Annotated in this window: 20 protein-coding genes; 9 read left to right on the plus strand and 11 right to left on the minus strand. The window is 71.1% G+C overall.

The genetic code is table 11. The features are described 5' to 3' along the window. Positions 1–138: 138 nt before the first annotated feature. The 4 genes from ABZT18_RS02975 to ABZT18_RS02990 all read left to right on the plus strand — a co-directional run bounded on the left by ABZT18_RS02975 (position 139) and on the right by ABZT18_RS02990 (position 4,199). Positions 139–1,347, plus strand: coding sequence for a chitosanase (locus ABZT18_RS02975; RefSeq protein WP_354992092.1), 1,209 nt, complete (start codon positions 139–141; stop codon positions 1,345–1,347). Between the two features lie 120 nt (positions 1,348–1,467). Then, positions 1,468–1,860 (plus strand): MerR family transcriptional regulator, encoded by a 393-nt coding sequence (locus tag ABZT18_RS02980; RefSeq protein ID WP_355250369.1) that lies wholly within the window; start codon positions 1,468–1,470, stop codon positions 1,858–1,860. Further along, complete coding sequence (gene trxA, locus ABZT18_RS02985) at positions 1,830–2,177, plus strand: thioredoxin (protein ID WP_354992094.1); 348 nt, start codon at positions 1,830–1,832, stop codon at positions 2,175–2,177. The genes ABZT18_RS02980 and trxA overlap by 31 nt, the downstream gene beginning before the upstream one ends. Before the next feature lie 171 nt (positions 2,178–2,348). Next, positions 2,349–4,199, plus strand: coding sequence for an ABC transporter ATP-binding protein (locus tag ABZT18_RS02990; RefSeq protein WP_354992506.1), 1,851 nt, complete (start codon positions 2,349–2,351; stop codon positions 4,197–4,199). A gap of 93 nt (positions 4,200–4,292) precedes the next feature. Here the strand turns inward: ABZT18_RS02990 and ABZT18_RS02995 are convergent, their stop codons facing one another. The 4 genes from ABZT18_RS02995 to ABZT18_RS03010 all read right to left on the minus strand — a co-directional run bounded on the left by ABZT18_RS02995 (position 4,293) and on the right by ABZT18_RS03010 (position 7,596). After that, positions 4,293–4,847: a PepSY domain-containing protein gene (locus ABZT18_RS02995; protein ID WP_354992095.1), complete on the minus strand. Its 555-nt coding sequence runs from the start codon at positions 4,845–4,847 to the stop codon at positions 4,293–4,295. A gap of 184 nt (positions 4,848–5,031) precedes the next feature. Then, positions 5,032–5,586 (minus strand): DUF5872 domain-containing protein, encoded by a 555-nt coding sequence (locus tag ABZT18_RS03000; protein WP_354992096.1) that lies wholly within the window; start codon positions 5,584–5,586, stop codon positions 5,032–5,034. A gap of 28 nt (positions 5,587–5,614) precedes the next feature. Then, positions 5,615–6,904, minus strand: a complete 1,290-nt coding sequence (locus ABZT18_RS03005) for a HAMP domain-containing sensor histidine kinase (protein WP_354992097.1) — start codon at positions 6,902–6,904, stop codon at positions 5,615–5,617. Next, a complete protein-coding gene (locus tag ABZT18_RS03010) occupies positions 6,901–7,596 on the minus strand; it encodes a response regulator transcription factor (protein ID WP_354992098.1) in 696 nt (231 codons plus the stop codon). The genes ABZT18_RS03005 and ABZT18_RS03010 overlap by 4 nt, the downstream gene beginning before the upstream one ends. Before the next feature lie 101 nt (positions 7,597–7,697). Between ABZT18_RS03010 and ABZT18_RS03015 the strand changes: the two genes are divergently transcribed. Beyond that, the gene (locus ABZT18_RS03015; protein WP_354992099.1) at positions 7,698–8,192 is read left to right on the plus strand and encodes a septum formation initiator; all 495 of its coding nucleotides are present in this window, start codon (positions 7,698–7,700) and stop codon (positions 8,190–8,192) included. Positions 8,193–8,228: 36 nt separating this feature from the next. Here the strand turns inward: ABZT18_RS03015 and ABZT18_RS03020 are convergent, their stop codons facing one another. Further along, positions 8,229–8,681: a MarR family transcriptional regulator gene (locus tag ABZT18_RS03020; protein WP_354992100.1), complete on the minus strand. Its 453-nt coding sequence runs from the start codon at positions 8,679–8,681 to the stop codon at positions 8,229–8,231. 118 nt (positions 8,682–8,799) lie between these two features. On the opposite strand from ABZT18_RS03020, the gene ABZT18_RS03025 reads away from it, so the two are divergent. Then, positions 8,800–9,078 (plus strand): hypothetical protein, encoded by a 279-nt coding sequence (locus ABZT18_RS03025; RefSeq protein WP_354992101.1) that lies wholly within the window; start codon positions 8,800–8,802, stop codon positions 9,076–9,078. A gap of 31 nt (positions 9,079–9,109) precedes the next feature. On the opposite strand, the gene ABZT18_RS03030 is transcribed toward ABZT18_RS03025, so the two are convergent. From ABZT18_RS03030 to ABZT18_RS03040, 3 genes are all read right to left on the minus strand, one after another. Next, positions 9,110–10,186 carry a hypothetical protein gene (locus ABZT18_RS03030; protein WP_354992102.1) on the minus strand — a complete coding sequence of 359 codons (1,077 nt, stop codon included), beginning with the start codon at positions 10,184–10,186 and terminating at the stop codon, positions 9,110–9,112. Further along, positions 10,183–10,530, minus strand: a complete 348-nt coding sequence (locus ABZT18_RS03035; RefSeq protein WP_354992103.1) for a PadR family transcriptional regulator — start codon at positions 10,528–10,530, stop codon at positions 10,183–10,185. The genes ABZT18_RS03030 and ABZT18_RS03035 overlap by 4 nt, the downstream gene beginning before the upstream one ends. A gap of 98 nt (positions 10,531–10,628) precedes the next feature. Beyond that, a complete protein-coding gene (locus tag ABZT18_RS03040; protein WP_354992104.1) occupies positions 10,629–14,564 on the minus strand; it encodes a ThuA domain-containing protein in 3,936 nt (1,311 codons plus the stop codon). Positions 14,565–14,916: 352 nt separating this feature from the next. Here ABZT18_RS03040 and ABZT18_RS03045 point away from each other — a divergent pair, with 352 nt between their 5' ends. Further along, entirely contained in the window at positions 14,917–15,207 is a 291-nt protein-coding gene (locus ABZT18_RS03045; RefSeq protein WP_354992105.1) for a DUF1540 domain-containing protein, read from the plus strand. Positions 15,208–15,279: 72 nt separating this feature from the next. Here ABZT18_RS03045 and ABZT18_RS03050 read toward each other — a convergent pair whose 3' ends face one another. The 3 genes from ABZT18_RS03050 to ABZT18_RS03060 form a co-directional block, all read right to left on the minus strand. Beyond that, positions 15,280–16,740 carry a hypothetical protein gene (locus ABZT18_RS03050; protein ID WP_354992106.1) on the minus strand — a complete coding sequence of 487 codons (1,461 nt, stop codon included), beginning with the start codon at positions 16,738–16,740 and terminating at the stop codon, positions 15,280–15,282. Further along, a complete protein-coding gene (locus ABZT18_RS03055; RefSeq protein WP_354992507.1) occupies positions 16,737–18,593 on the minus strand; it encodes a dynamin family protein in 1,857 nt (618 codons plus the stop codon). Before ABZT18_RS03055 ends, ABZT18_RS03050 begins: the two co-directional genes overlap by 4 nt. A gap of 115 nt (positions 18,594–18,708) precedes the next feature. Beyond that, positions 18,709–19,590: an IniB N-terminal domain-containing protein gene (locus ABZT18_RS03060; protein WP_354992107.1), complete on the minus strand. Its 882-nt coding sequence runs from the start codon at positions 19,588–19,590 to the stop codon at positions 18,709–18,711. Between the two features lie 296 nt (positions 19,591–19,886). Between ABZT18_RS03060 and ABZT18_RS03065 the strand changes: the two genes are divergently transcribed. Next, positions 19,887–21,152 carry an Hsp70 family protein gene (locus ABZT18_RS03065; protein WP_354992108.1) on the plus strand — a complete coding sequence of 422 codons (1,266 nt, stop codon included), beginning with the start codon at positions 19,887–19,889 and terminating at the stop codon, positions 21,150–21,152. A 5-nt stretch (positions 21,153–21,157) separates the two neighbouring features. Beyond that, entirely contained in the window at positions 21,158–23,725 is a 2,568-nt protein-coding gene (locus tag ABZT18_RS03070) for a LuxR C-terminal-related transcriptional regulator (protein ID WP_354992109.1), read from the plus strand. Positions 23,726–23,728: the final 3 nt, after the last annotated feature.

A 23,728-nucleotide genomic window follows, 5' to 3' on the forward strand; every position in this document is an offset into this window, starting at 1 on the left:
GTCGTCGTTTGACGGTGCATCGACGTACTGGTATCTGTTAATACAGTTTCCTGATGCTCGCGGTGCCCGCCGGGGCCGAACCGCCGCGCCGGGCCACCGACCGGCCTGCGGCCCGCCGCCCTTTCCCCGAGGAACACCATGGTTCGCAAGAGAACAGCCGCCTACGTCGTCGGCGCCCTGCTGATCGGCGTCGCGGCGGTCGGCTACGGCCTGCCGTCGGCGAGCGCCGCGACCGCCGGCCCGATCACCGGCCTCGGCGGCAAGTGCATCGACGTCGCCGGTGCCAACCCGGCCAACGGCACGCCGGTCCAGCTCTACGACTGCAACGGCAGCGCGGCCCAGACGTGGACGGTCGGCAACACCGACACCTCCGTCCGCGCACTCGGCAAGTGCCTCGACGTCACCGCCGCGTCGACCACCGACGGTGCCAAGGTGCAGCTGTACGACTGCAACAACACCGGCGCCCAGAAGTGGACCGCCAGCAACGGCGCACTCGTCAACACCGGCTCGGGCAAGTGCCTCGACGTCACGGACCGGAGCACGGCCAACGGCACCCGGTTGCAGATCTGGACCTGCTCGGGCACCACCAACCAGCGTTGGACCCTGCCGGGCGGCGGCACCGGCACCCCCACCCCGACCACCCCGGCCGGGACCAACCTCGACGACCCGGCGAAGAAGGACGTCGCCATGCAGATCGTCTCGGCTGCGGAGAACTCCTCGCTCGACTGGCGTGCGCAGTTCTCCTACATCGAGGACATCGGCGACGGGCGCGGCTACACCGCCGGCATCATCGGCTTCTGCTCCGGCACCGGCGACATGCTCGAACTGGTCGAGGCGTACACCCGCACCAAGCCCGGCAACGTGCTCGCCGCGTACCTGCCGGCGCTGCGCGCCGTCAACGGCACCCCCTCGCACGCGGGCCTCGACCCCAACTTCCCGCGCGACTGGCGGGCCGCGGCCACCGACTCGGTGTTCCGGGCCGCGCAGGAGGCCGAGCGGGACCGGGTCTACTTCAACCCGTCGGTACGCGACGGCAAGAACGACCAGGTCCGGGCACTCGGTCAGTTCGCCTACTACGACGCGGCGGTCATGCACGGGTACGAGGGCATGCGCCAGATCCGCAGCCGCGCCCTCGCTCGGGCGAAGCCCCCGGCCCAGGGCGGTGACGAGCGGACCTGGCTCAACGCGTTCCTCGACGAGCGGGTCATCGAGATGCGCAAGGAAGCGGCCCACTCGGACACGTCCCGCGTCGACACGGCCCAGCGGGTGTTCCTCAACAACGGCAACTTCAACCTGAACACACCGCTGGTGTTCGCCGTCTACGGCGACCAGTTCCGCATCGGCTAGGTTCGCCGGCTCACGCGGATGCTCAGGGCGTCGCCTCGTCGGCGGCGCCCTGAGCGCATCTTGCCTTGACGCCAACGACAAGGTTTAACCTGGTCGCGACGGCTGATCGAGGAGGTCGGAATGCTGATCGGCGAGCTGGCTGAGCGGGCCGGCACGAGCACGCGAACCCTGCGCTACTACGACGCGCACGGGTTGGTGCAGGCGCAGCGCTCCACCAACGGCTACCGCGTCTACGAGGAGGCCGAGCTTCGGGTCGTCCGCGAGATCCGGACACTGCTCGACGTTGGCTTCGGCCTCGACGATGTCCGCCCGTTCGTCGCGTGCCTCCGGGCCGGCAACTCGTCCGGCGGCGTCTGCCCGGACTCGGTACTGGTGCTGCGACGCAAGCTCGCTGAGGTCGACGCCTACATCGACCGGCTCGGCGCCGTACGGCAGCAGCTCAACGCCCAACTCACCCACGCCATCGCGCACCGGGAGGAAACATGCCCCAGGAAACGGCAATCGGCTCTCTGATCACCGTCACCGACGACACATTCGCCGAGCTGGTGCTGGCCAGCGAACGACCCGTCGTGGTCGACTTCTGGGCCGAGTGGTGCCCGCCCTGCAAAATGATCGAGAAGAGCCTCGCCGAGTTGGCGCGGGAGTTCGGCGACCGGATGGTCGTGGCCAAGCTCAACTCCGACGAAAACCCGCAGGCCACTCGGCGCTACAGCGTCATGTCCCTGCCGACGTTGCTGGTGTTCCGCCAAGGCGAGGTCGTCGGCTCGATCGTGGGGTCCAGGCCGAAGACGCACCTACGGCAGAGCCTGACCACGTACGCCGGCCTGTAACGCTCAGCGGCGGTCGGGCTCCTCCCGGGGCCCGGCCGGTCGTCCTGCGGTCCTCGACGCCTGTGCCTCCGCGCGCCGCTTGACCTCAAGCTCGGGTGAGGTCCTAACCTCCGGTATCGGAGGTACTGAATGAGCATGGAATTTGCCGCGTGGACATCGCTACACCACACGATGAACGCGCAGGACGAACGACCACTGTCCCGGGCCACCTTGAAGCGCATCGCGCAGTTCGCGCAACCGCACCGCGCTTTGATCATGAGATTCCTGCTGTTGAGCGTGGTGACAGCGGCTCTCACGGTCGCGGCGCCCGTACTCGCCGGCCGGGTGGTCGATGCGATCGTCGACGGCGCCGACAGCAGCGTCGTGATCCGGTTGGCAGTGCTGATCGCCGTGATCGCCCTGGCCGAAGCCGGCCTGGGTCTGGTGACGCGATTCCTTTCCGCGAGCATCGGTGAAGGGCTGATCGTCCAACTGCGGACCGCGGTCTTCGACCACGTTCAGCGCATGCCGGTGGCGTTCTTCACCCGGACCCGCACGGGCGCGCTGGTCAGCCGTTTGAACAACGACGTGATCGGCGCGCAGCGGGCCTTCAGCGACACCCTGTCGGGTGTCGTCGGCAACGCCGTGACGCTGATCCTGACATTGGCCGTGATGCTCACCTTCTCCTGGCAGATCACGCTGCTGGCGCTCGTCCTGCTGCCCATCTTCGTCCTCCCCGCCCGGCGGATGGGTTCGAGGCTCGCCCAGTTGCAGCGTGAGGCGGCCGAGCACAACGCGGCCATGAGTACCCGGATGACCGAACGCTTCTCCGCACCCGGCGCCACACTGGTCAAGCTGTACGGGCGTCCGGCCGAGGAGTCGGCCGAGTTCGCGGCGCGGGCACGACGGGTGCGCGACATCGGCATCCGCGCCGCCATGCTCCAGTGGGTCTTCATCACCGCGCTCACCGTCGTTGGCTCGCTGGCGCTGGCACTGGTCTACGGGCTGGGCGGTCTCTACGCCCTCCGGGGCAGCCTCGACGCCGGGACCGTGGTCGCCCTCGCGCTGCTCCTGTCGCGTCTCTACGCACCGTTGACATCGCTGGCCAGTGCCCGAGTCGAGGTGATGAGCGCGCTGGTGAGCTTCGAGCGGGTGTTCGAGGTCCTCGACCTCAAGCCGCTGATCCTCGACAGGTCCGACGCCCGCCCCCTTCCCGACGGGCCGGTCGCGGTGGAGTTCGACGGAGTACGGTTCGGCTACCCCTCAGCAGACAAGGTGTCGCTCGCGTCCCTGGAGGATGTGGCGAAGCTCGATACGCGCGGCGGCGACGAGGTGCTGCACGGCGTGTCGTTCCGCGCCGAAGCCGGGCAGATGGTCGCCCTCGTCGGCTCCTCCGGTGCGGGCAAATCGACGATCGCGCAACTCGTGCCACGCCTGTACGACGTCGAGGACGGCGCGGTGAGGCTCGCCGACATCGACGTACGCGATCTGTCGGCCGAGTCGATCCGGGCCTCGCTGGGCGTGGTGACCCAGGACGGGCACCTCTTTCACGAGAGCATCCGCGCCAACCTGGCGTTCGCTCAGCCGGACGCGACCGAGGACGAGATGTGGGATGTGCTCGGGCGGGCCCGGCTCGACGGCCTGATCCGCTCACTTCCGGATGGGCTCGACACCGTCGTCGGCGAACGCGGATACCGCCTGTCGGGCGGGGAACGGCAACGGCTCACCATCGCGCGGCTGCTGCTGGCCCGGCCGCGCGTGGTCATCCTCGACGAGGCCACCGCGCATCTGGACTCCACGTCGGAGGCGGCGGTTCAGGACGCCCTCGCCGAAGCCCTGACGGGCCGGACGAGCGTCGTCATCGCGCACCGGCTCTCCACCATCCGGGCGGCGGATCAGATCCTCGTCGTGGAAGAAGGACGCATCGTCGAACGCGGGCGACACAGTGACCTGCTCGCCGCTGGCGGCCGCTACCACGAGTTGTACCGCACCCAGTTCGACCAGGAGCAGCCAACGGTCCAGGAGCAACGCGTCGCCATCTGAGGGACGTCTCGTACCCGGGTCACGGGCACCTGCTCGAACCCACTGCCGCCGCCCGCCCGGGTATTCCCCGTGACGGGCGGCGGCATGGCAGGGTCAGTCGTCGTCGTCGGACCTGTCGTCATCGTCATCGTCATCGTCGTCATCGTCGGACTGGTCGTCGTCGGCCTGGTCGTCATCGTCGTCGTCGACCGGCTCCTGCTCGGCCTTGACCACCGAGCCGTTGTCCCGATCGACGTCGACCTCGTGCTCGGTGTCGCCGGCGACGATCTCGACGCTCCACACCGGGCGGCCGTGCTCCTGCTCGGCCTCGACCTCGACGATCCGGCCGCCACCCGCCTTGGCGAGCGCGATCTCACCGGCGCGCTGCTCGTCGACCGCGCTGCCCGCCGTCGAACTGTCGGGCGCCGGGGTGCCGTTCGACGGCGTACCCGATGGGGTGCCGCTCGACGGCGTACCGCTGGTGCCCGGCGCGGGGGTGGTAGCGCTGCCGTCCGGCGTGTTCGTGGCCGTCGGGGCGGCGGTTGCCGCCACGAGTGCCGTGCCGCCGGCCCGCGAGTCGTTCGCGGCGTTAACGCCGAGCGCGACCCCGGCAACCGCCAGCACCGCCGAACCGCCGACCGTCGCCAGAAGCAGATTGGTGCGCTTCATCGTGGTGTCCACCTTTCCTCGGTTGTCGACTCCGAGGATCGGTCGAAACGGGATAGCACCGCGCTGTCCCGACGCTAAGGCCGGGTTAAATCGGCGCTTCCGTGTGAATCTTGGACAGTTTCCGTCAGCCGGGCCGGCAACGCGCCGGGCCGGCGGTCACCCCGGGCCGGCGGTCGAGAGCTGGTCAACCGCGCCGGTTCAGTTCTGCCTCAAGCCGCTGGACGAGCGTCTTGCGGTCCTTGCCTGCGTGCTCGTTACGTAGTGCGGTCTGGAGCTGTCGCTTGTCGAGACCGCGGACCAGCTTGGCGGCCTCGGCGACCGACATCTCCGGCATTCGGCCGGCCGTGGTGGCATCTCGCCGCGCCCGTTTGGCCGGCCCGGTGTTGGCGACGTACTGCTTGCCGGATCGGGACGCTTCACGCTTCTTGGTGTCGGTCGCGCGCTTCTGGCTGTCCGACATCTCGGCCCAGGCCCGCTTGGGCAGGTAACGACTCGTCGTGTCGCCCTTGCGCGCACGAGTGTCGCCCTCTTTCGTCTGCCACTTCTCGTTGCCCCACCGCTGGAGAGACTTCTGCCGTTCGTCCTTTTCGCCCAGGAATCCTCCTCCGCGCTTCTTGTACTCCTGAGTGAGTAGCTGCGACTTGCGCGCCGACCACTGCCCCGGCCTGCCGCCCTTGTCCGAAGCCTTGATCTCTTCCTTGATCTGCTCTCTGAGCTCGGGTTTCGTATACCGCGCCATAGCTCGCAGCTACCCGGGGCAGCAGCGCCTATGCCTCCCGCTGCGGCGTCGGTGGCCCGAGCCGGAGCAGCACCTGCGCCCCGCCGCCCGGACCGGTCCGCACCTCCAGGCGACCGCCGCCGGCCTGCGCGGCGCGCCGGGCGATGTCCAGGCCGAGGCCGGTCGACCCGGCCGCGCTGGCACCCCGCCGGACCGCACCGACCGGCATGCCGGGGCCTTCGTCGGCGACGGTGAGGAGCACCTCCCCCGCGTCGCGGGCGAGCCGGACGGCGAACGGCGTCCCGTCGGGGGTGTGGGCGAAGACGTTGCCGAGCAGGGCGTCCACGGCCGCCGTCAGGTCGTCGGCGGGCACACCGACGGGAAGGGGGCCGGGAGCCAGGTCGAGCGTGACGGCCCGGCCGGTGTCCTCGGCCAGCACCGACCAGAACGCGACCCGGTCGGCGACGATCGCCGCCGCGTCCGAGGCGACCGGTTCCGCCGTCGGTGAGCGACGCCACCGGGCCTGCCGGATCAACCCGGTGACCGCCCGTTCGAGCCCGTCTGCGGCGGCAGTGATCCGGGCGGCGTCGTCCGGGTCACGCAGCGACTCCGCCTCCAGCCGCAGTGCCGTCAGCGGCGTACGCAACTGGTGCGACAGGTCGGCGACCTGCTCGCGCTCCTGCACGAGGAGCACCTGGATGCGGGTGGCGAGGTGGTTGAGCGCGCCGGCCACCTCGCGCAGCTCCGCCGGGCCGGCTGGTGTGACCCGGGCGTCCAGCTCCGCGTTGGCCAGCCGGTGCGAGACGGCGGAGAGGTCGCTGATCGGCCGGACCAGGGTGCGCGCCAGCCGGTCGGCGACCAGCAGCCCGATCAACACGAGGATCACGCCGAGCAGCGCCAGCACCAACCAGGCCCGGGTGACCCCGGCGGTCAGCTCGTGCTGTGGCACCGCGATCCGGATCACCCCGGTGCCGTCCGCCCGACCCTGCACGGCGATCACCACCTCCCGGCCGGCCGCCGACTCCCCGGTGAGGCTCTGCCCACGCGCGGCCAGAGCCACCGCGGGCGTACGGGGTGTCTGCGCGCCGAGCACCGTCCCGTCCGGCAGGAAGACGCTCACCGGTCGCCCCGACTCCGCGGCGAGCTGCTCGACGGTGAGCCGGATGGTCGTCGCGTCGGCGGTGCCGACCACCGGCACCAGGCTCTGCGCGTCGGCGGTGGCCCGAACGGTGGCCCGGTCCTCGGCGACGGTGCGGACCAGCAGCGCCAGCGGCACCAGGAACGCGATCAGGGTGAGCACGCTGACCGAGGCGACCAGCAACGCGAGCCGGGCCCTCACGGTTGCGCTGCCGGCGCCTCGAGACGCACCCCGACACCGCGCACGGTGTGCAGGAAGCGGGGCTGCAGGGCGCTCTCCCCCAACTTGCGGCGCAACCAGGACAGGTGCACGTCGACGGTCTTGTCGGCGCCGCCGTACGGGATCTGCCAGACCTCGGTGAGCAGCTCACGTTTGGTGACCACCTGGCCGGGCCGGCCGGCGAGGTGGTGCAGCAGGTCGAACTCGCGGGGCGTCAGCTCGACCGCAACCCCGTCCAGGGTGACCTGTCGGGCTCGGGGGTCGACGCGTAACCCGCCGACGACGAGCGCCGGGTCCTGCGCGTCGGCGCCGGCGGGGCCTCGCCGCAGCACCGCCCGGACGCGGGCGTCGAGCTGTGCCGCGGTGAACGGCTTGACCACGTAGTCGTCGGCGCCCGCGTCGAGCACCCGGACGATCTCAGTTTCGTCGTCACGCGCGGTGGCCACGATGACCGGCACGGAGCTGACCGCGCGCAGCATCCGCAGCAACTCGCGCCCGTCCAGGTCGGGCAGGCCCAGGTCGAGCACGACGAGGTCGGGCCGATCCTCCAGGGCGTCGCGGAGCCCGGCCATCGCGGTCGAGGCAGCGGCCACCGCATGACCGCGTTCCCGCAACGCCCGGATCAGCGGGGTACGGATGGTCAGGTCGTCCTCGATGAGCAGCAGGCGGGCCACGCTGGCAGGCTAACCGCTGCGGCTGGCAGTGCGGCGCGCGTTAACCGTGCCTTAGCGTCCGGATGTGCCGATGACAACGTTGGATCGGGGATAGTCAGGGGATGGGCCGTCGTTCGATCCTCGTCGCCACCGGTTGGGTGGCCACCGCCGCCGCGGCGACCCTGATCGGGTTGGGCGCGATCCGGCTGGTGGGCGAGAGCATCACGGGCACCCCGGGCGGGGTGCGCAGCGAGGCGGAGATCGAACGGGCGCTCGCCTCGCCGGAGCCGGTGCCCACCGGCACGACGGGCACCGCCTCGGCCGGGCCGGGAGCGACCGGCACGGCCTCAGCCGGGCCGGGCACGACGGGCGTCGCGCCGAGCGCCAGCTCCGGGGTCCGCCGGGGGTTCGCCACCGACGGCGGCACGGCCGTCGCCGAGTGCAGTGCCGATGGTGTACGCCTCGTCTCCTGGGCGCCCGCGCAGGGCTACCGGGTCCACGACGTGGACCGGGGCCCGGACGACGACGTCGAGGTCACGTTCGAGGGGTCGACCCACAAGTACGAGTTGAAGGTGCGCTGCATCGGCTCGGAGCCGGTGGCCGTCGCCGACGACTGACGACCTGGGAGCAGGTGAGGTGAGTGTCGCGACGGGTCACCGGCTCTGTAAGGCGTCCACCAACCTCCGGAGCGTCGCGCGGGCGTGCTCGAGATCGCCAACGCTGAGGCCGGCTCGGTCCACGGCGTCCCGGCGGTCAGCGTCCGAGCGTTCCAGTAGACCGGCGAGCGTGGCCAGCCCCTCTTTCGTGAGTGTCACCAGTGGCGCGCGGCGGTGATCGGGATTGTCGTGCAAATCCACCATTCCGGCACGGGCCAGGTCGTCGACCACTCGCTGCACGCTCTGTCGAGCGAGGCCGAGTCTGCGCGCCGCGCTCGCGACGGTGCGGGAGCCGTCGGAGAGCACGCTCATCACGTGCCATCGGGCGGCAGTTTGCCCCTCTTCTCGAGCCAGCTCCTCGCTTGAGCGCCGAGACTCGCCCGCCAGTTCGTACACGTCTGCCATCAGCAACCGATACGCGTCGACCCGGTCCTGCTTCCGTTCCCTCACCGACAGCATGGTATCGGACCTTGACAGCCTATTACTAGAATGACAGCATGCTGTCATGATTCTTCGACTGTGGAGCGGGTGGACGGAGCCCGCTCTCGCTGACGCCTACGATCGGTTGTTGACGCAGGACATCGCGCCCGCGATCCTTGCCCGGGGCGTGGACGGGCTTCAGGAGCTTCGGGTTCTGCGTCGTTCCCCGCAGGAGCTGGATCCCGCCGAGGGCAGCGAATTTCTCACCGCCATGACATTTACGGACTTCGCCGCGGTGTCGGCCTTCACCGGCGGTGATCCGTCAACCTCCGTTGTCCCGCCTGCTGCCCGTGATCTGCTCGGGCGCTTCGATCGGCAGTCCCGGCACTATCTCAGCCGAGCGGTGTTCCGCGGCGATGCTGGATAGCCGTCAGGCGTCGGGTGAGCAGCCTGCCGTCTCACTGGCCCATTGGCTGCTCGCGGTCGGCGTTCCGGCCGAGGGCGACCATGCGCAGGGTCTCCTCTCGACGTCGCATGAGTAGCGCCCCGGCCAGGAAGGTCACCGGCGCGACGAGCACCAGCATCGCCCACTGCGCGGGCACCAGGGGAATGACGTGGCCCATGTGCATGGTGGAGGTGGCCCAGCCGGCAAGGGCGCTGTCGATCACCAGGGCGAGCGCGGCCACCGGCAGGAGCATGACGACGATCCGCCGGCGTACGCCGGGGGTGAGCCTGGCCAACGCGACCAGCATGGCCAACGCGGCGGCCCCCAGACCAGCGACGTAGAGCCAGACGACCAACTCGGTGCTCGCCTCGATGCCATAGAGGACCTGGTAGGACGCCCCGTCGACCGGGTCGAACGTGGGACTGGTCACCCGGTTCGTCACCAACAGCGCGACCATCGCGGCCGGCGCGAGCAGCAGCACCAGCAACCGGCGTACGCCCAGCAGCGCGACCACCCGACGACGCGGCGCGGGCACAGTGAGCGCGGCGGCAGCCACCACGGCGAGGGCGAACTGCGGCAGCGTGTCCACCACGTACGTCAGATTGTCGCTGGCTTGCGGGGCGACCAGCCAACCCCAGCCGAGCACGCCTGCCCAGGCCAGGCCGGCGGCCACCCAGCGCCACCCGACCAGCACCGCCGCGCAGACACCCGCCCAGCCGGCCACCCGCAGCCACTCGACGAGGTCCGGGCCGCTCGGCTCGTACCCGGGCGGCAGACTCGGGTTGTGGATGAGCTGGTTGAGCAGTGACTTTCCGGCCAGGGAGAGCAGGACGAGCCCGACCAGCAGGCCGGTCACCGTCGCCGCGTCCGCCCAGGTCGACTCGGTGAACCCCCGTGCGCCCACCCGCAGCCGAGCCCGCAGGCCGGCGCTGACCAGATTCCGCACGTCACCGGCGGCGGGTCGCCGTTGGCCCGGCCGCGCGCCGGCGAGAAGCACGGCAAGCATCTCGTCCTCGTACGCCCGGCGGTGCTCCCACGGATAGACGGCCAACAGCCGCCGGTAGCGGCGCTCCAGATCGTCGCTGCTCACGCCGCACCCCCATCGGTCAGCAGGCCACCGCGGCGCAGCCGCACATGAGCGGCGTCCGCATTGTGTCGCAGACGGGCCACGTCTTCGGCGAGACGGCGCGCGCCCAGAGCGGTGAGCCGGTAGTAGCGACGCAGACGGGACTGCACCACCTCCTCGCGTTCGACCTCGATGAGGCCGTCGACGCGGAGCCGGTCGAGAACGGCGTAGAGGGTGCCAGCGCGTAGGCGCACCCGGTTGTCGGAGATGCGCAGCACGTCCTCGATGACGGCGTACCCGTGCTTGGGTGCCTCAGCCAGCGCGGTGAGCACCAGAAACGTCGGTTCCCGAAGTGGACTCTCGGTCATACACGGCAGCATATACCGACAGCCGGTATATGCAATATGAATCGCTACCGGGCGTGCCCGGCACGGGAATCCGTGCCGGGCACGTCAGCGGTGGTGGTTCAGCTCGTGTACGCCTCCACCTCCCAGAGCGAGTGACCGTATCCGGTGCCCCGGGCGGTGCCGTAGATCCGCAGGTAGCGACCGTTGGCACCGAGCGCGGTGTGCTCGTCCACCCCGCCGTCAGCGCCGGTCACCGTCTTCACGGTGGCCCAGGTGGTGCCGTCGTTCGAGGTCTGGATCTGGTACGCGCTGCTGTACGCCGCCTCCCAGCTCAGCTTGACCCGACCGATCGCGGTGGGGCTGCCGAGGTCGACCCGGATCCACTGCGGGTCGGAGAACGTGCTCGACCAACGGGTGGTGAGGCTGCCGTCCACCGCCTGGGCACCGGACACGTCGGCCCCCTCGTTGCTGGACGTCAACGCCGGCTTGTTCAACAGCAGGTTGGTGCCCGGCCCGGTCGGGCCACCGGTGTTGCCGTACACCTCGAACTCGAACAGCGAGTAACCCCAGGCGGTGCCCCGGGTGGTGCCGAGGAGCCGGACGTACCGGCCCGAGCCGGTGAGCCCGGTCAGGTCGTCCACGCCGCCGTCGCCCCCGGTCACCGTCCGGACCGTGGTGAAGGTGACCCCGTCCGGCGAGGTCTGGATCTGGTACCCACTGCCGTACGCGGCCTCCCAGGTCAGCTTGACCCGGTTGATGGCGTACGAGGCACCGAGGTCCACGTCGATCCACTGCGGATCGCTGAACGCGCTGCCCCAGCGGGTGCCGGCCACTCCGTCGAACGCGTTCGCCGCGGTGAAGGCCCCCTCGAAGCTGGACGTACGCGCCGGCTTGCCCTGGGCCAGGTTGCCGCCCGGGTTGGGATCCGGGTCAGGTCCCGGGCCACCGGGGCTGGTGGAGAGGGTGAACTCGTCGATGTCGAACCACGGACCGGCGCCCTTGAAGACCAGGAACAGGGTCCGGGTGCCGGTCGGGGCGGTGACCCCACCGGTGACCGTGGCGAAATTGGCGTACCCGCCGGTCGGCACCACGGTGGCCGAGCCGACCAGCGGCCCGGTCGGGGAATCGACCCGCAGCTCCAGTGTGCCGCCACCGCCGGCCGGGGCGCCGACCCGGGCGCTGAACGACTGGACGCCGGTCAGGTTGTAGGGGCGGAACGAGATCCAGTCGTTGTTGTCGACGTAACCGACCGCCGCGCCGCCGTGCCCGGCTGCCCCGGCGACGATCTGGACGCCGGACGAGTCACCGAAGTGCTCGGCCTGGCGCACCCGCGGTTGCAGGACGGCCTGGGTGTGCGTGGTCAGCGGCGGCTGGCCGCCCCCGCCCAGGTCGGTGTACTCGGCGTCGATGATGCCGAAGATGTTCGCCGCCGAGTCGTGCTCGCCGTCGGCCGAGGTCTGGATGACCCCGGAACAGCCCTGCACGCTGCCGAGCTGGTGACCGTGCGAGTCGTGCCCGAGGACGTAGTTCACCTTGACCCGGGCACAGTTGATCGCACCGTCCTGGGCGTCAGTGACGGTGACGGAGAACGGCACCGCGTCCCCGAAGTTGAAGGTCTGCCCGTTCAACGGGGTGTTCACGGTGACCACCGGGGCGCTGTTGCCGACCGTGACGACCACGCTCGCGGTGGCCGTCTTGCCGGTGGTGTCCCGGACCGTGAGCGTCGGGCTGCGGGTGCCATTGGTGGTGTACGTGAAGGTCGGGTTCGCGGCGGTCGAGTCGGTGGTGCCGTTGTTGTCGAAGTCCCAGGCGTAGGTGAACGGGTCACCGTCCGGGTCGAGGGTGCCGGCCGAGGAGAAGGCCACGGTCAGCGGTGCCGTGCCGCTGGTGGGGGTGGCTGACACCACCGCGACCGGTGCCCTGCCCTCACGGGCGTACTCGATGCGGTAGAGCGCCGAGTTGGCGTCGCCGTTGAACCAGCCGGTGCCGTAGTCGAGCACGTAGAGCGCGCCGTCCGGCCCGAACTCCATGTCCATGACCTGGGTGCCGGTCCACGGGAACGGGTTGATCTTCAGCGGTTGGCCGGCCGGGTCGAGCTTGATGTTCTTGATCCAGCGGCGGCCGAACTCACCGGCGAAGTAGGTCCCGTCGTAGTACTCGGGGAACGCCACCGGCGATGTGTTGTTCGGGTCGTACCGGTAGACCGGGCCGCCCATCGGGGACAGGCCGCCGCCGGTGAACTCCGGCGGCGAGCCGGAGCCGCCGTAGGGCAGCCACGCCGAGACGGCCGGCGGCAGTTGGGTGATGCCGGTGTTGTTGGGCGAGTTGTTGACCGGCCCGCCCTCGCAGTTGAACTTCGGCCCGGACGGGCCGGACGGGAAGGTGTAGTCGTTGTACGCGTCGTTGCGGGCGGTGCAGTACGGCCACCCGTAGAAGCCGGGCCGGTCGATGCGAGCGAACTCGACGTTGCCCGCGGGTCCCCGGTTCGGGTCGGCGGTGCCCGCGTCGGGACCGTAGTCACCGAGGTAGACGATGCCGGTGGCCTTGTCCACGCTCATCCGGAACGGGTTGCGGAAACCCATCGCGTAGACCTCGGGGCGGGTCCGGGCGGTGCCCGGTGCGAACATGTTGCCGGCCGGGATGGTGTAGCCGCCCGCGGCGCTCGGCTTGATCCGGAGCACCTTGCCACGCAGGTCGTTGCTGTTGGCTGACGTGCGCTGCGCGTCGAAGGCCGGGTTGCGCCCGGCCCGCTCGTCGATCGGGGTGAACCCGGCCGAGTCGAACGGGTTGGTGTCGTCACCGGTGGACAGGTAGAGGTTGCCGGCCGCGTCGAAGTCCATGTCACCGCCGACGTGGCAGCACATGCCCCGGCTGGTCGGCACGTTCAGGATCAGCGTCTCGCTGGCCAGGTTGATGGTGTTGTCCGCGTTCACGGTGAACCGGGCCAGCCGGTTGACGCCATCCCAGACGGCGAAGTCGGCCGGCGTGCCGGTGGCCGGGGCACCGCCGCCGGGGGTGCTCAGTGGTGGCGCGAAGTACGCGTACACCCAGCGGTTGGTGGCGAAGTTCGGGTCGGCCTTGATGCCCTGCAGGCCCTCCTCGTCGCCGGTGTAGACCGGCAGAGTCGCGGCGATCTTGGTGTTGCCGGCGGCGTCGGTGTGCCGGATCACGCCATTGCGGGAGGTGTGCAGCACGCCCCGGTCCGGCAGGACGGTGAGGCTCATCGGCTCACCGGTCTCGGCCGCGCCCTTGGCCAACTCCACCTGCTGGAAGCTGCTGTTGACGGTGGGACCGCAGTCGGCCTCGGCCGCACCCGCCGCGGTCCTGATGCCGCCGAGCAGGTGCTGACGGAAGTTCGCCTCGGTGTACGACGCGTCGGTGTGGCCCAGGCCCGTGTACCAGGATCGGCCGCCGGAGTAGTTCTGGCACCAGGAGATCGGGTGGTCGGCCCCCATACTTCCGCCGGTGTAGGTGCTCTCGTCCAGCGTGGCCAGCACGTGCACGTTGCCCCGGGGATTGATGCGGTAGTTGTACAACTCGTCGAACCGGCTCCACCGCTGCGGCAGCGTCGCGGTGGACGGGTGCACCTGGTCGGCGACCTTGACGGTGACGGTCTGCTCGGCCGGGTGCGAGGCGAAGTACGCCCCGACCAGCCCGCCGTACCAGGGCCAGTCGTACTCGGTGTCGGAGGCGGCGTGCACACCCACGTACCCGCCGCCGCCCTGGATGTAGCGCTCGAACGCGGCCTGCTGGGCGGCGTTGAGCACGTCGCCGGTGGTGGACAGCCAGATCACCGCGGCGAACCGGTCGAGGTTGGCGTCGGTGAACTGGGCGGCGTCCTCGGTGGCCTCGACGGTGAAGCCGTTGGCGGCGCCGAGTTGCTGGATGGCGGTGATGCCCGGGGTGATGGCTCCGTGCCGGAAGCCGGCGGTCTTGCTGAAGACCAGCACGGTGAACGGTGCGGCGCTGGCCGTGGGTGGCACGGCGACGATGCCGCCCGCCACGAGGATCGCGCTCAGCGCGACGCCGAGCCACGATCTCAGGGATCTGCGCACGGTAGGTCCTTTCGCGGTGCGAGGACGGCGTGCGCCGATCACGCCTGGCGGTGATGGGACGAGACATGCGAATGCATCGTTGCGTCCGGATCACGGCCGCGTCAAGCACTCTCCCACCATCCGTGAGAGCGTTATCTCCGCAGGTCAGAGGCGACCGTGGCAGGCGAGATCAAATAACGGTTTTCGGGCCACGACCCGCACCTGGAGGGCCCGATGCGCCAGCGGCAATCCATCTGCTTAGGGAAGGCTGCCCTTCTCAAAATATCCCTAAAAGGGGATTCTGATGGGGAGTTGTCCCGTCGAAGCCGGGTACTGGGATTGCCCTGCACCACCGACGGAAGCGAGACCGCTCATGACTGACATGCTGGAGATGCCGCGGGTCCACGAGTGCACGGTCACCGACTGCGGCTACAACCACGACGGCTGCCACGCGTTCGCCATCACCATCGGGCAGCAGAACGCCAACTGCGCCACGTTCATCGACACCTCGGCCAAGGGCGGGCTGGACCGCGTCATCGCCCAGGTCGGGGCCTGCAAACGCTCCGACTGCCAACACAACGCCGAACTGGAGTGCCACGCGCAGTCCATTCGGGTGGGGCCGGGTCAGGACATCGCCGACTGCCAGACGTATCAGCCACGCTGAGCGCTCCGCGGGCACCGATGGGGGCGGCCACCAGGGCCGCCCCCAGCGCACGTCAGAAGCCGCCCTCAGCTCTCAGCGACCGCCCGCGACCAGCTCGGCGATCATCCCCTCGCAGCTGCGGACGACGACCTGGGCCCCGCGCCGCTGCGCGAGCGGCAGCAGGGGGTCCTCCGCCCGGTCCCGCCACTGCCACTGCGCATCAGCGGCGACCTCCCAGAGCCGCTGCACGGTCGCCTCGTGCTCGACACCGAGCCGGGCGGCGAGGCCCACCCCGTCACCCCCGATCAGCCGCTGCGCCTCGGCGGCCAGCTCGGCGTCGAACCCGAGCCGGGTGTTCCGCAGCGCCACCAGCAGGCGTAGCTCCCGAAACTCGTGCGCACCGACGAGGATCTGCTCGACCACGCCGGCAAGCTCGGCAGAACCCCGGGTGGGCTGTGCCCGCAGCAGCGCCTCGACCGCGGCCAGCGCGGATCGGGCCTTGAGCGCGTCGCGGCGGTCGATGAAACAGCGAGTAACCGACTCGCGCAGCTCGGTGAGACCGCTGCGCCGAATAAGCTCGGCGGAGAGCGTCACCCGGCTGTCGAAGCCGCTGCGGACCAATGTGGCCGCCAGCCGGACACCGAAGACCCCGAACCGATCCAGCAGCGCGGCGCGTACCTCGGTTTCCAGCCGTACCGGCAGCTCGCCGCGAAGGAAGCGGTCGGCGGAGATCAGGTGGGCGTCCAACTCCGCCCGGGGCACCTGGGCCAGCGTCGCGAGCGCGGCGAAGTCCGACTCGCCGAGCATTCTGCCCGCCAGGCCGATCATCCCACTGCACGCCACCACGTTCACGCTGAGCGCGCGCACCCGCGGATCGCGGTAGTGCCGCCGAGCGAGCTGACGGGCGGTGAGCAGCCCGTCGATCCGGCCTCCGCCGGTCTCATCCGCCCGGGACAGCACCATGATCACATTGACCGGCGCGGTCTGCCCGACGGCGCTGTCCCGGCCGGACTCCAGCACCCGCAGATCACTGTCGCGACCGTCGCGGGTCAGGTACAACACCGCGTCCGAGTCCCGTAACACCCGGTCCAACACTGGCACGCGGCCCTGCTCATCGGTGCCGCTGAGCGCCGGGGTGTCGATCAGCGTGATCTGCCGCAGCGCCCGCGTCGGCCACTGCACCACGATGTCCCCCACGGCCCCCGCGCCCCAGGCGAGATCCACCCGCAGCCCGGTGGCCGACTTGACCACGGTCAGCTCCTGCGGAGGCTGGCCGGCCGGGTAGGCCGTGGCGCGCGGCGCAGCGCCGTCCTCGTACCAGGTGAAGACGCCGTCTGCCCTCTCGACCGGTGCGACCTCCTCCCCCATCAGCGCGTTGAGCACCGTCGACTTGCCGGATCGCCACGGGCCGGCGACCGCGATCCGCAGCGGTTGCTCCAACCGGGCCACGTGATGCCGCAACTGCCCGACGGCCCGGGGGTCGTCCTGGTAGAGGTCGATGGCCTGGTGCAGCAACCCCCAGGCCGCCTCGTCCAAGCGCAGCCCCACGGTCATGCGTGAGGCTCCACCAGCATCGGGGCGGAACGGGCGCCGGTCACCTGCTGGGCCTGCTCGTAGAGCGCGGCCAGCCGGGTCATCTTCAGCCGGATCTCGCGCTGCCGCTGCTCGCGCAGCGAGGCATCGGTGTCGGCCTCCTGCTTCGCGCTCCGGAACGACTGGACGATGGCCTCCTGGAGCTCCTCGGTCAGCCCCGTGAAGTGGTCCCGCAGCATCCGCTGCACCTGCCGGGCGGTGTCCCGGCAGTCTCGGATCATCCGGACGAAGACCTCGTCGACATGCCGCTGGATGGCCGTCTTGACGGTCGCCTGCCGGCGGCGGAGCAACTGCTTGCTCTCGTCGCGGATGCTCTTACCGCCGAACAGCGCCCCGATGCCGACCGAGACCGGGTTGATCATCGGCATTCCCGCCAAGGTGGTCGCCAGTCCGAACATCAGCATGCCGCCGTACGAGCCCTTCATGCCGGTGAACAGCTTCTGCCCTGTGGTGAACCGGTCGATCGTCGGCCGTTCCAGCTCTGGCAGTCGCTCGCCGATGTCGTCCGGCATCGTCATCGACCAGGGCGGCAGCACGTCGTAGCCGTACCGGTTGAAGTTGGCGGCCACCCGGCGGGCGATCCAGTCGCAGCGCTGGATGAGCCACTCGTGGTTCGCCTCCGCCGCCTCCACCAGGCTCCTCTCCAGCCAGTCGTGGAAGGTGTCCCAGGCGACCAACGGATCGGCGGTGTCGAACGCCTCGTCCACCGTGCGCAGGATCTGACGGGTCCGGTCGCGAAGGTCGTACTCGATGTCGGAGAGCAGGTCGCCGATCTCGTCGTTGAGCGTGTTCTGCCACCGGGTGGAGCACCGGCGCAGCTCGTCGACCTCGCGCTGCGCCGCATGCAGCCGGGAAATCGGCCCGGACTGCTCCTCGGCCTCCTGGGTCGCCAGCTCGGCGCGCAGCGGCGCGGCCAACTGCTCCACCACCGTCCGGGCCACCCTCTGCACCGACGCCCTGGCCAGTTGGTCGGCCTTGCCAACCAGGTCCCGCTGCAGCCGAGCGATCAGCGCGGGAAAGCCGGACTCGGCGTTGAGACCACGGTCGTCGACCGCGGCAGCGCGCAGTCGCAGCGTCGCCGAGACCGGGATCAGCATCGCCGGGACGCCTGCTTCGGCCAGGTGCTGCCGGTTGCGCTCGGCGACCGCACGCCAGTCCGCCACCAGATCGGTCTTGCTCTGCACCACGACCACGTTCGGATGCGACCGCATGACGTGCAGCAGCATGTTCAGCTCGGCAACCGACAGTTCCCGGGTGGAGTCGGAGACCAGCAGCACGGTGTCCGCGCGGGCGGGAGCAGCGACCGAGGCGGCACCGCCGATAGCGGCGATCTCGTCGGTGCCGGGAGTGTCCACCAGCACCAGTCCGGCACCGAGCAGGGCGCGGGGCACCCCGATCTCGACGTACGCCGGGCCGCCACCCGGCCGCCGTCCGACCATGCCGGCCACACCCGCCGCAACCTGGTTGAGCGCCACCGGGGTCCGCTCGACGGTCAGCGCGACGGCAGTGCCGGCGGGACGACCCGGGGCTGGTGGCGGCGCCTGGGCCACGACGGCGGACGGGACCTCGGCGTGCTGCACCACGGTCGGCAGGACGGTCGTGCGGCCGTCGCCGACCGGGCAGGCCGGCGCGTTGATGATCGCGTTGATCAACTGGCTCTTGCCCTGGTTCGGCTCACCGATGACCAGGACGCGGAGCGTCGGGTCCAGCAGTTGGGCGCGCTTCTGCCGCACCGTCTGGAGTAGATCACCGCGACCGTGCGCACTGCATGTGCGGGCGATCTCGTCCAGCACGTCCAACCAGATCCCGGCCATCACCGCACCAAGTGTGCGGATTTCGGCTCAATTATCAAGAGGGACCGGATGTGGAACCGGAGAGGGCCGGATCGCCTGAAGCGATCCGGCCTCCCGCTCCTACCGGAGATCCCCGTCAGAGCAGACCGCCGGTGATACCCAGCAGCCCGTGGTCGGACGAGGCGTGCGAGTCGCCCAGCACACCATCGGTGACTCCGCCGGTCACATCGCCGACCGTGCCGGTGACACCGGGCAGGAGGCCGTCCACCTGGTGCGTCACCCCGCCCACCGCGGACGGTACGTCGAGCGGCGGGACCACGCCGCCGACAACGCCACCATGCCCGAGGCCGAGCCCGCCCAGGGTGTCGTCGACACCGAGGGAGCCAACGACACCGTTGATCTGACCGTGGGCGCCGGAGAGGACACCGCCGGTCAGGTCACCGCCGAGCAGACCCGGGTCGGTGGCGCCGAGCAGGCCGCTCGGGTCGCCGACCGTGCCGGTGACGTCCCCGAGCACCGGGTCCGTGATGGCGTCCACCGGCTGGACCACGTCGGCATCGAGGGTGTATGCCACGTCGGAGACACCGGCCAGGTCGGTGTCGAGGCCGTTCGGGCCGACGCCCAGGCCGATCCCCGGCAGCACGGTGACCCCGGCGGCAGCGGTTGCCGGGTCGACCGCGATGGCGCCGAGCACACCGGCCTTGACGTCCACGCCCGTGGGAGAACTCGTGACGCTGATCTGCTGCGCCACGCTCTGCAGTTGGCCCACCACGTCGGTGGTGTCGGTCACCAGCGGGTCCAGCCCGAGCTGGCCGACGGACGGGACCAACGGCGCGAGGCCCTGCCCCGGCGCGTAGTCGACGACCAACGGTACGACGTCCTGCACGTCGGCCGCGGTGATGTCGGTGAGCCCCGCAGATCGCAGCGCACCCTCGGGGTCGAGGTCGAAGGCCGACCGCGCGTCGGGGTTCGTCAGCAGGTCGAGCACGAAGTCGTGGAGGGTCTGGTGCGAGTCCATGTGCCGGTTCTCCTCGGAAGTGGCGTCGGCGAGTGTCGTACGTCGACAGTGACGCTATTGCCGGGCACGCCCCCGGACATCGGGGCTCAGCCCGCATCCGGGCCGGTTGAACTAGGGGCTCCTCCGCCTCGTACGTTAGGGGGACAGGGGGAAACCGTCCCGGCAAGATTAGGGTCCCGACCAGGGACTGATCTCTGGTACGAACGTAGGAGCCCGCGGGGTTTGCCGGGGGTGGGTCGTCGGCAGCACCGACGCCATCGCCACCGACCGGCCAACTCACGGGGAGAGAAGAGACGATGCCGTACGTCCTGGGGATAGACATCGGAAGCACCAACACGGCCGCCGCCGTCGCGCGGCGACACGGCACGACCTGGACGCGTCCCGAGGCCATCCCGCTGACTGACGGCTCAGCTCTCGTACCGTCGGTGCTGTGCCTGTCGGAGGACGGCTCGCTGCATGTCGGCGAGCCCGCGACCGACGACGGCAGCCGCACCACCCGCGACTTCGTCCACCGGATCGGCGATGACGTGCCCCTGCTGCTCGGCGGCGAGGCATGCGCCCCGCAGACGCTGACCGCGGAGCTGGCGGCGTGGGTGGTGGAGCGGGCCCACGCCCTGGAGGGCGGCGCGGCCGAGGCGGTCGTGCTCAGCCACCCGGCGGGGTGGCGCCCCTACCGGCGCGAGATGCTGCACCGGGCACTGTCGGACCTTGGCCTGCGTCACGTGACGTTGCTGCCCCGCACGGTCACGGTCGCCGAGAGTCACGCGGCCCGCGGGTTCGCGGGCACCACGGCCGTCGTCTACGCCCTGGGGGGCAACAGCTTCGAGGCGGCCCTGGTGCGTTGCACCCCGCGCGGCACGTACGAGACGTTCGGCACTCCCCAGGGTCTCGACTCGATCGGCGGCGCCGACTTCGACGAGGCGCTGGCCGAGCATGCCCGTACCGTCCTGGCCCGGGAGTTGGCCGCCACCGCACGCCGAGGCGCCCAGGCCGCGCTGCGCGGGCTTCGCGCGGAATGTGACCGGGTCAAGCGGGTGCTGACCGTCGATCTCACGGCCGACGTGGTGCTGGCCCTGCCGAGCGGCCCGGCCCGGATACCGGTGACCCGCGCGCAGTTCGAGGACATGATCCGCCCGACGGTGCAGGCCACCGTCGACCTCCTGCTTCGGGCCGTGCGGAGTGCCAACCTGACGCCGGCGCAGCTCGACGGCGTCCTGCTGGCGGGCGGCTCCACCCGCGTCCCGCTCGTCGCCGAGCTGATCAGCGCAGCCCTCCCGGTCCCCGTCGAGGTGGAGCCGGATTCACAGCTGACCGCCGCCACCGGGGCGGCGATGGCAGCCTGCCAGGTGGTGTCGCCACGCCCTCGCCACCCGGCACCGGTACGCGACCCGGCCCTGGTCGTCGGCACCGGGCGGGCCACCATCCCGGCACCGCGCCGCCCGCACCACGACACCACCGTCCCGGGCGATCCGCCACCGCGGCCCCCGGTCCGGGTCCTCCCACTGGAACTGCCGAAGCCGTCCCGCCTGGCGCTGGCCCGCAGCCGGGGACGCGAAGGATGACCCCAATGATCATGAATGACATCGCCGAATCAGGGCTGATGCTGGACAAGGGCCCGCAGGCCCTGCTGGAGACGGTCGTGCAGGATCCGACCGGCCCGCTCACCGTCGGCATCGCCGGCCCTGGCGGTCACGGAAAGACCGCACTGCTCGCGGAGTTGGCGCGGGTCCACCGGCGCGCCGGGATCACCGTACGCACGGCCGCCCCCGAGCCGGGCGAAACGGTCGACCCCGACACGTTGGTGCTGGTCGACGACGCGCACCTGCTCGACGACGCGCGGATCGGGGTGCTGCTGCGCCTGGTGGCCGCCCGTCGGCACCGGCTGGTGGTCGCGCATCGCCCGTGGCCCCGGCCAGCGGCCCTCAGCGAGCTGGTCGACTCCCTGCGGCGCGACGGGCAGGCCGTGCTGCTCACGCCGTTCACCCGGGAGCAGACCGCCACCTACCTCGCCTCCACACCCGAGTTGGGCCGCCGCGACGACCTCGTCGACTTCGTACACGCACAGACCTCCGGCGTACCCCGGGACGTCGAACGGCTCGTGCGCGGCCTGGCCGGCACGGAGACCCTGACCGGCACCGTGGTCGACCCGCCCCGGTCCGTCGTCGGAGAGTTCGGGCCGGACCTGGACGTTCAGCCCGCCGCCGTACGACGACTGCTGCTCGCCGTCGCGGCGGGCGGGCCGCTGCCGGTGAGCATGCTCGGCGCACTCCTGGGCCGCGAGCCGGCGGCGGTGGACGAACTGATCGCCGCGACCAGGGCGGCCGGGCTGCTCGGCGCCGACGGCCGGCTCGCGCCGATCGTCCGGCGGGCCGTCACCACGCTCAGCCCGACCACCGACCGGACGGCGGTCTGGCGCCGGCTCACCGAGTTGCAGCTCGCTCGGGGCGGCGCGGTGCTGCCGCTGGTCCGCTCCCTGCTCGCGGTCGGCGCGCTCGGCGACTGCCCGGTCTCGACCCTCGCAGCGGCAGCGAGTGAGGCTCTGGCCGATGACCCGGCGTTCGCCGCCGACCTGTTCGCCGCCGCCGCCACTGCGGCCGGGCGGCCGGCAAGCGCCCAGCAGGCGCTCGCCGCCGCGCTCGCCGGCAACCTCGACGACGCCCTGCGGCTGGCGGACCGACTGCTGGCCACGGCCCCTCCGCCCGAGCGTTGCGAGGCGGCCCTCGTGGCGGCAACCGCCCTGGCCCATCGCGGTCACGTCGGTCACAGCGTCGAGCTGTACCGGTGGTCGGGCACCGCCTCGGCCGTGGCGTTCGCCGTCGTCGGCGGGCTCGCCAGCGGCGACCTGAGCGCCACCGCCGGACCGCCGACGGGCGACCCCGCGAGCGAACCACCAACCTCGCACGCCAGCGCCGCCCGACTGATGGCCAACGGGGTACGCGAGAGCGTGACCGGCGCGCCGACCACCGCGCTCTCCACGCTCGTGCAGGCCGCCGCGCTGCTGGAGCCGGACGGACGGGCGGCGCTCCTACCGGACAGCCCAGCCGCGCTGGCCGCGTTGACGGCGGTGCACTGCGGTGAGCTGGAGATCGCCGAGCGGGTCCTGCACCGGGCCCTGGGTGCCGGTGTCGGCGGCCCGCTGATGGCTCGCCGCCACCGACTGTTGCAGGCCTGGATCCTGATGGTCCGGGGCGAGACGCACGCCGCGACCGAGCGCCTCGTCACGGTGACGCTCGACGGACGGCAATTGGAGTCACGCGACCTGCTCTTCGCCGCCGCGATTCGGATGGGCATCGGCCGGCGCAACAGCGACCTCGGTGCACTCAAGCGTGGCTGGGGGCAGGCGCTGGAGGCGGTTGTTCGGCACCCCGTCGACCTGTTCACGCTGCTGCCGCTGGGTGAGCTGGCCATCGCGGGCGCCCGGCTGGGTGACCTGGCCCGGCTGGAGCCGTACCTGCGGGAGGGGCGTTCGTTGCTCGGCCGACTCGGTGACCCACCACTGTGGAGTGTGCCGCTGCACTGGAGTGGTCTGCACGCCGCGATCCTGACCGGCGAGCCGGCGGTCGCCGACGAACACGTCGCCGCACTACTCGCCGCGGCGGGCCACAGCCGGTACGCCGCCGTGGTCGCCGCGGCCGCGGAGAGCTGGGTGGAGGTCCTTCGGGGCGTCGTCGACCCCGCCCGGGTGGAGGCCGCCGCCCGAGGGCTGCACGAGACCGGGCTGTGCTGGGACGGTGCTCGCCTCGCCGGCCAGGCCGCGATCCGTACCGCGGACCGGCGGGCGATGACCACCCTGCTGGAGTGCGCCCGCGCATTGCAGGGACGGCCGCCCGGCGGCTCGGGCGGGCCGACACCGACGACCGGTGAGAGCACGGCGCGGGTCACCGGCCCCACCCAACAGGGGCTCAGCGACCGCGAGTACGAGGTTGCCGAGTTGGTGTTGGCCGGGTTGACCTATCGGGAGATCGGCGACCGGCTCTTCATCTCGGCCAAGACCGTGGAACACCACGTCGCGCGAATGCGCAACCGGCTGAACTGCGCCAACCGCGCGGAGCTGCTGGCTCTGCTGCGCACCCTCGTCGCCGACCGGGCCAGCGACACCGCCGGCCAGCCGTGGCCGCAGCGGGCGACCCGATGAGAC

The sequence above is a fragment of the Micromonospora sp. NPDC005291 genome (assembly GCF_040607415.1).
Taxonomy (GTDB): domain Bacteria; phylum Actinomycetota; class Actinomycetes; order Mycobacteriales; family Micromonosporaceae; genus Micromonospora.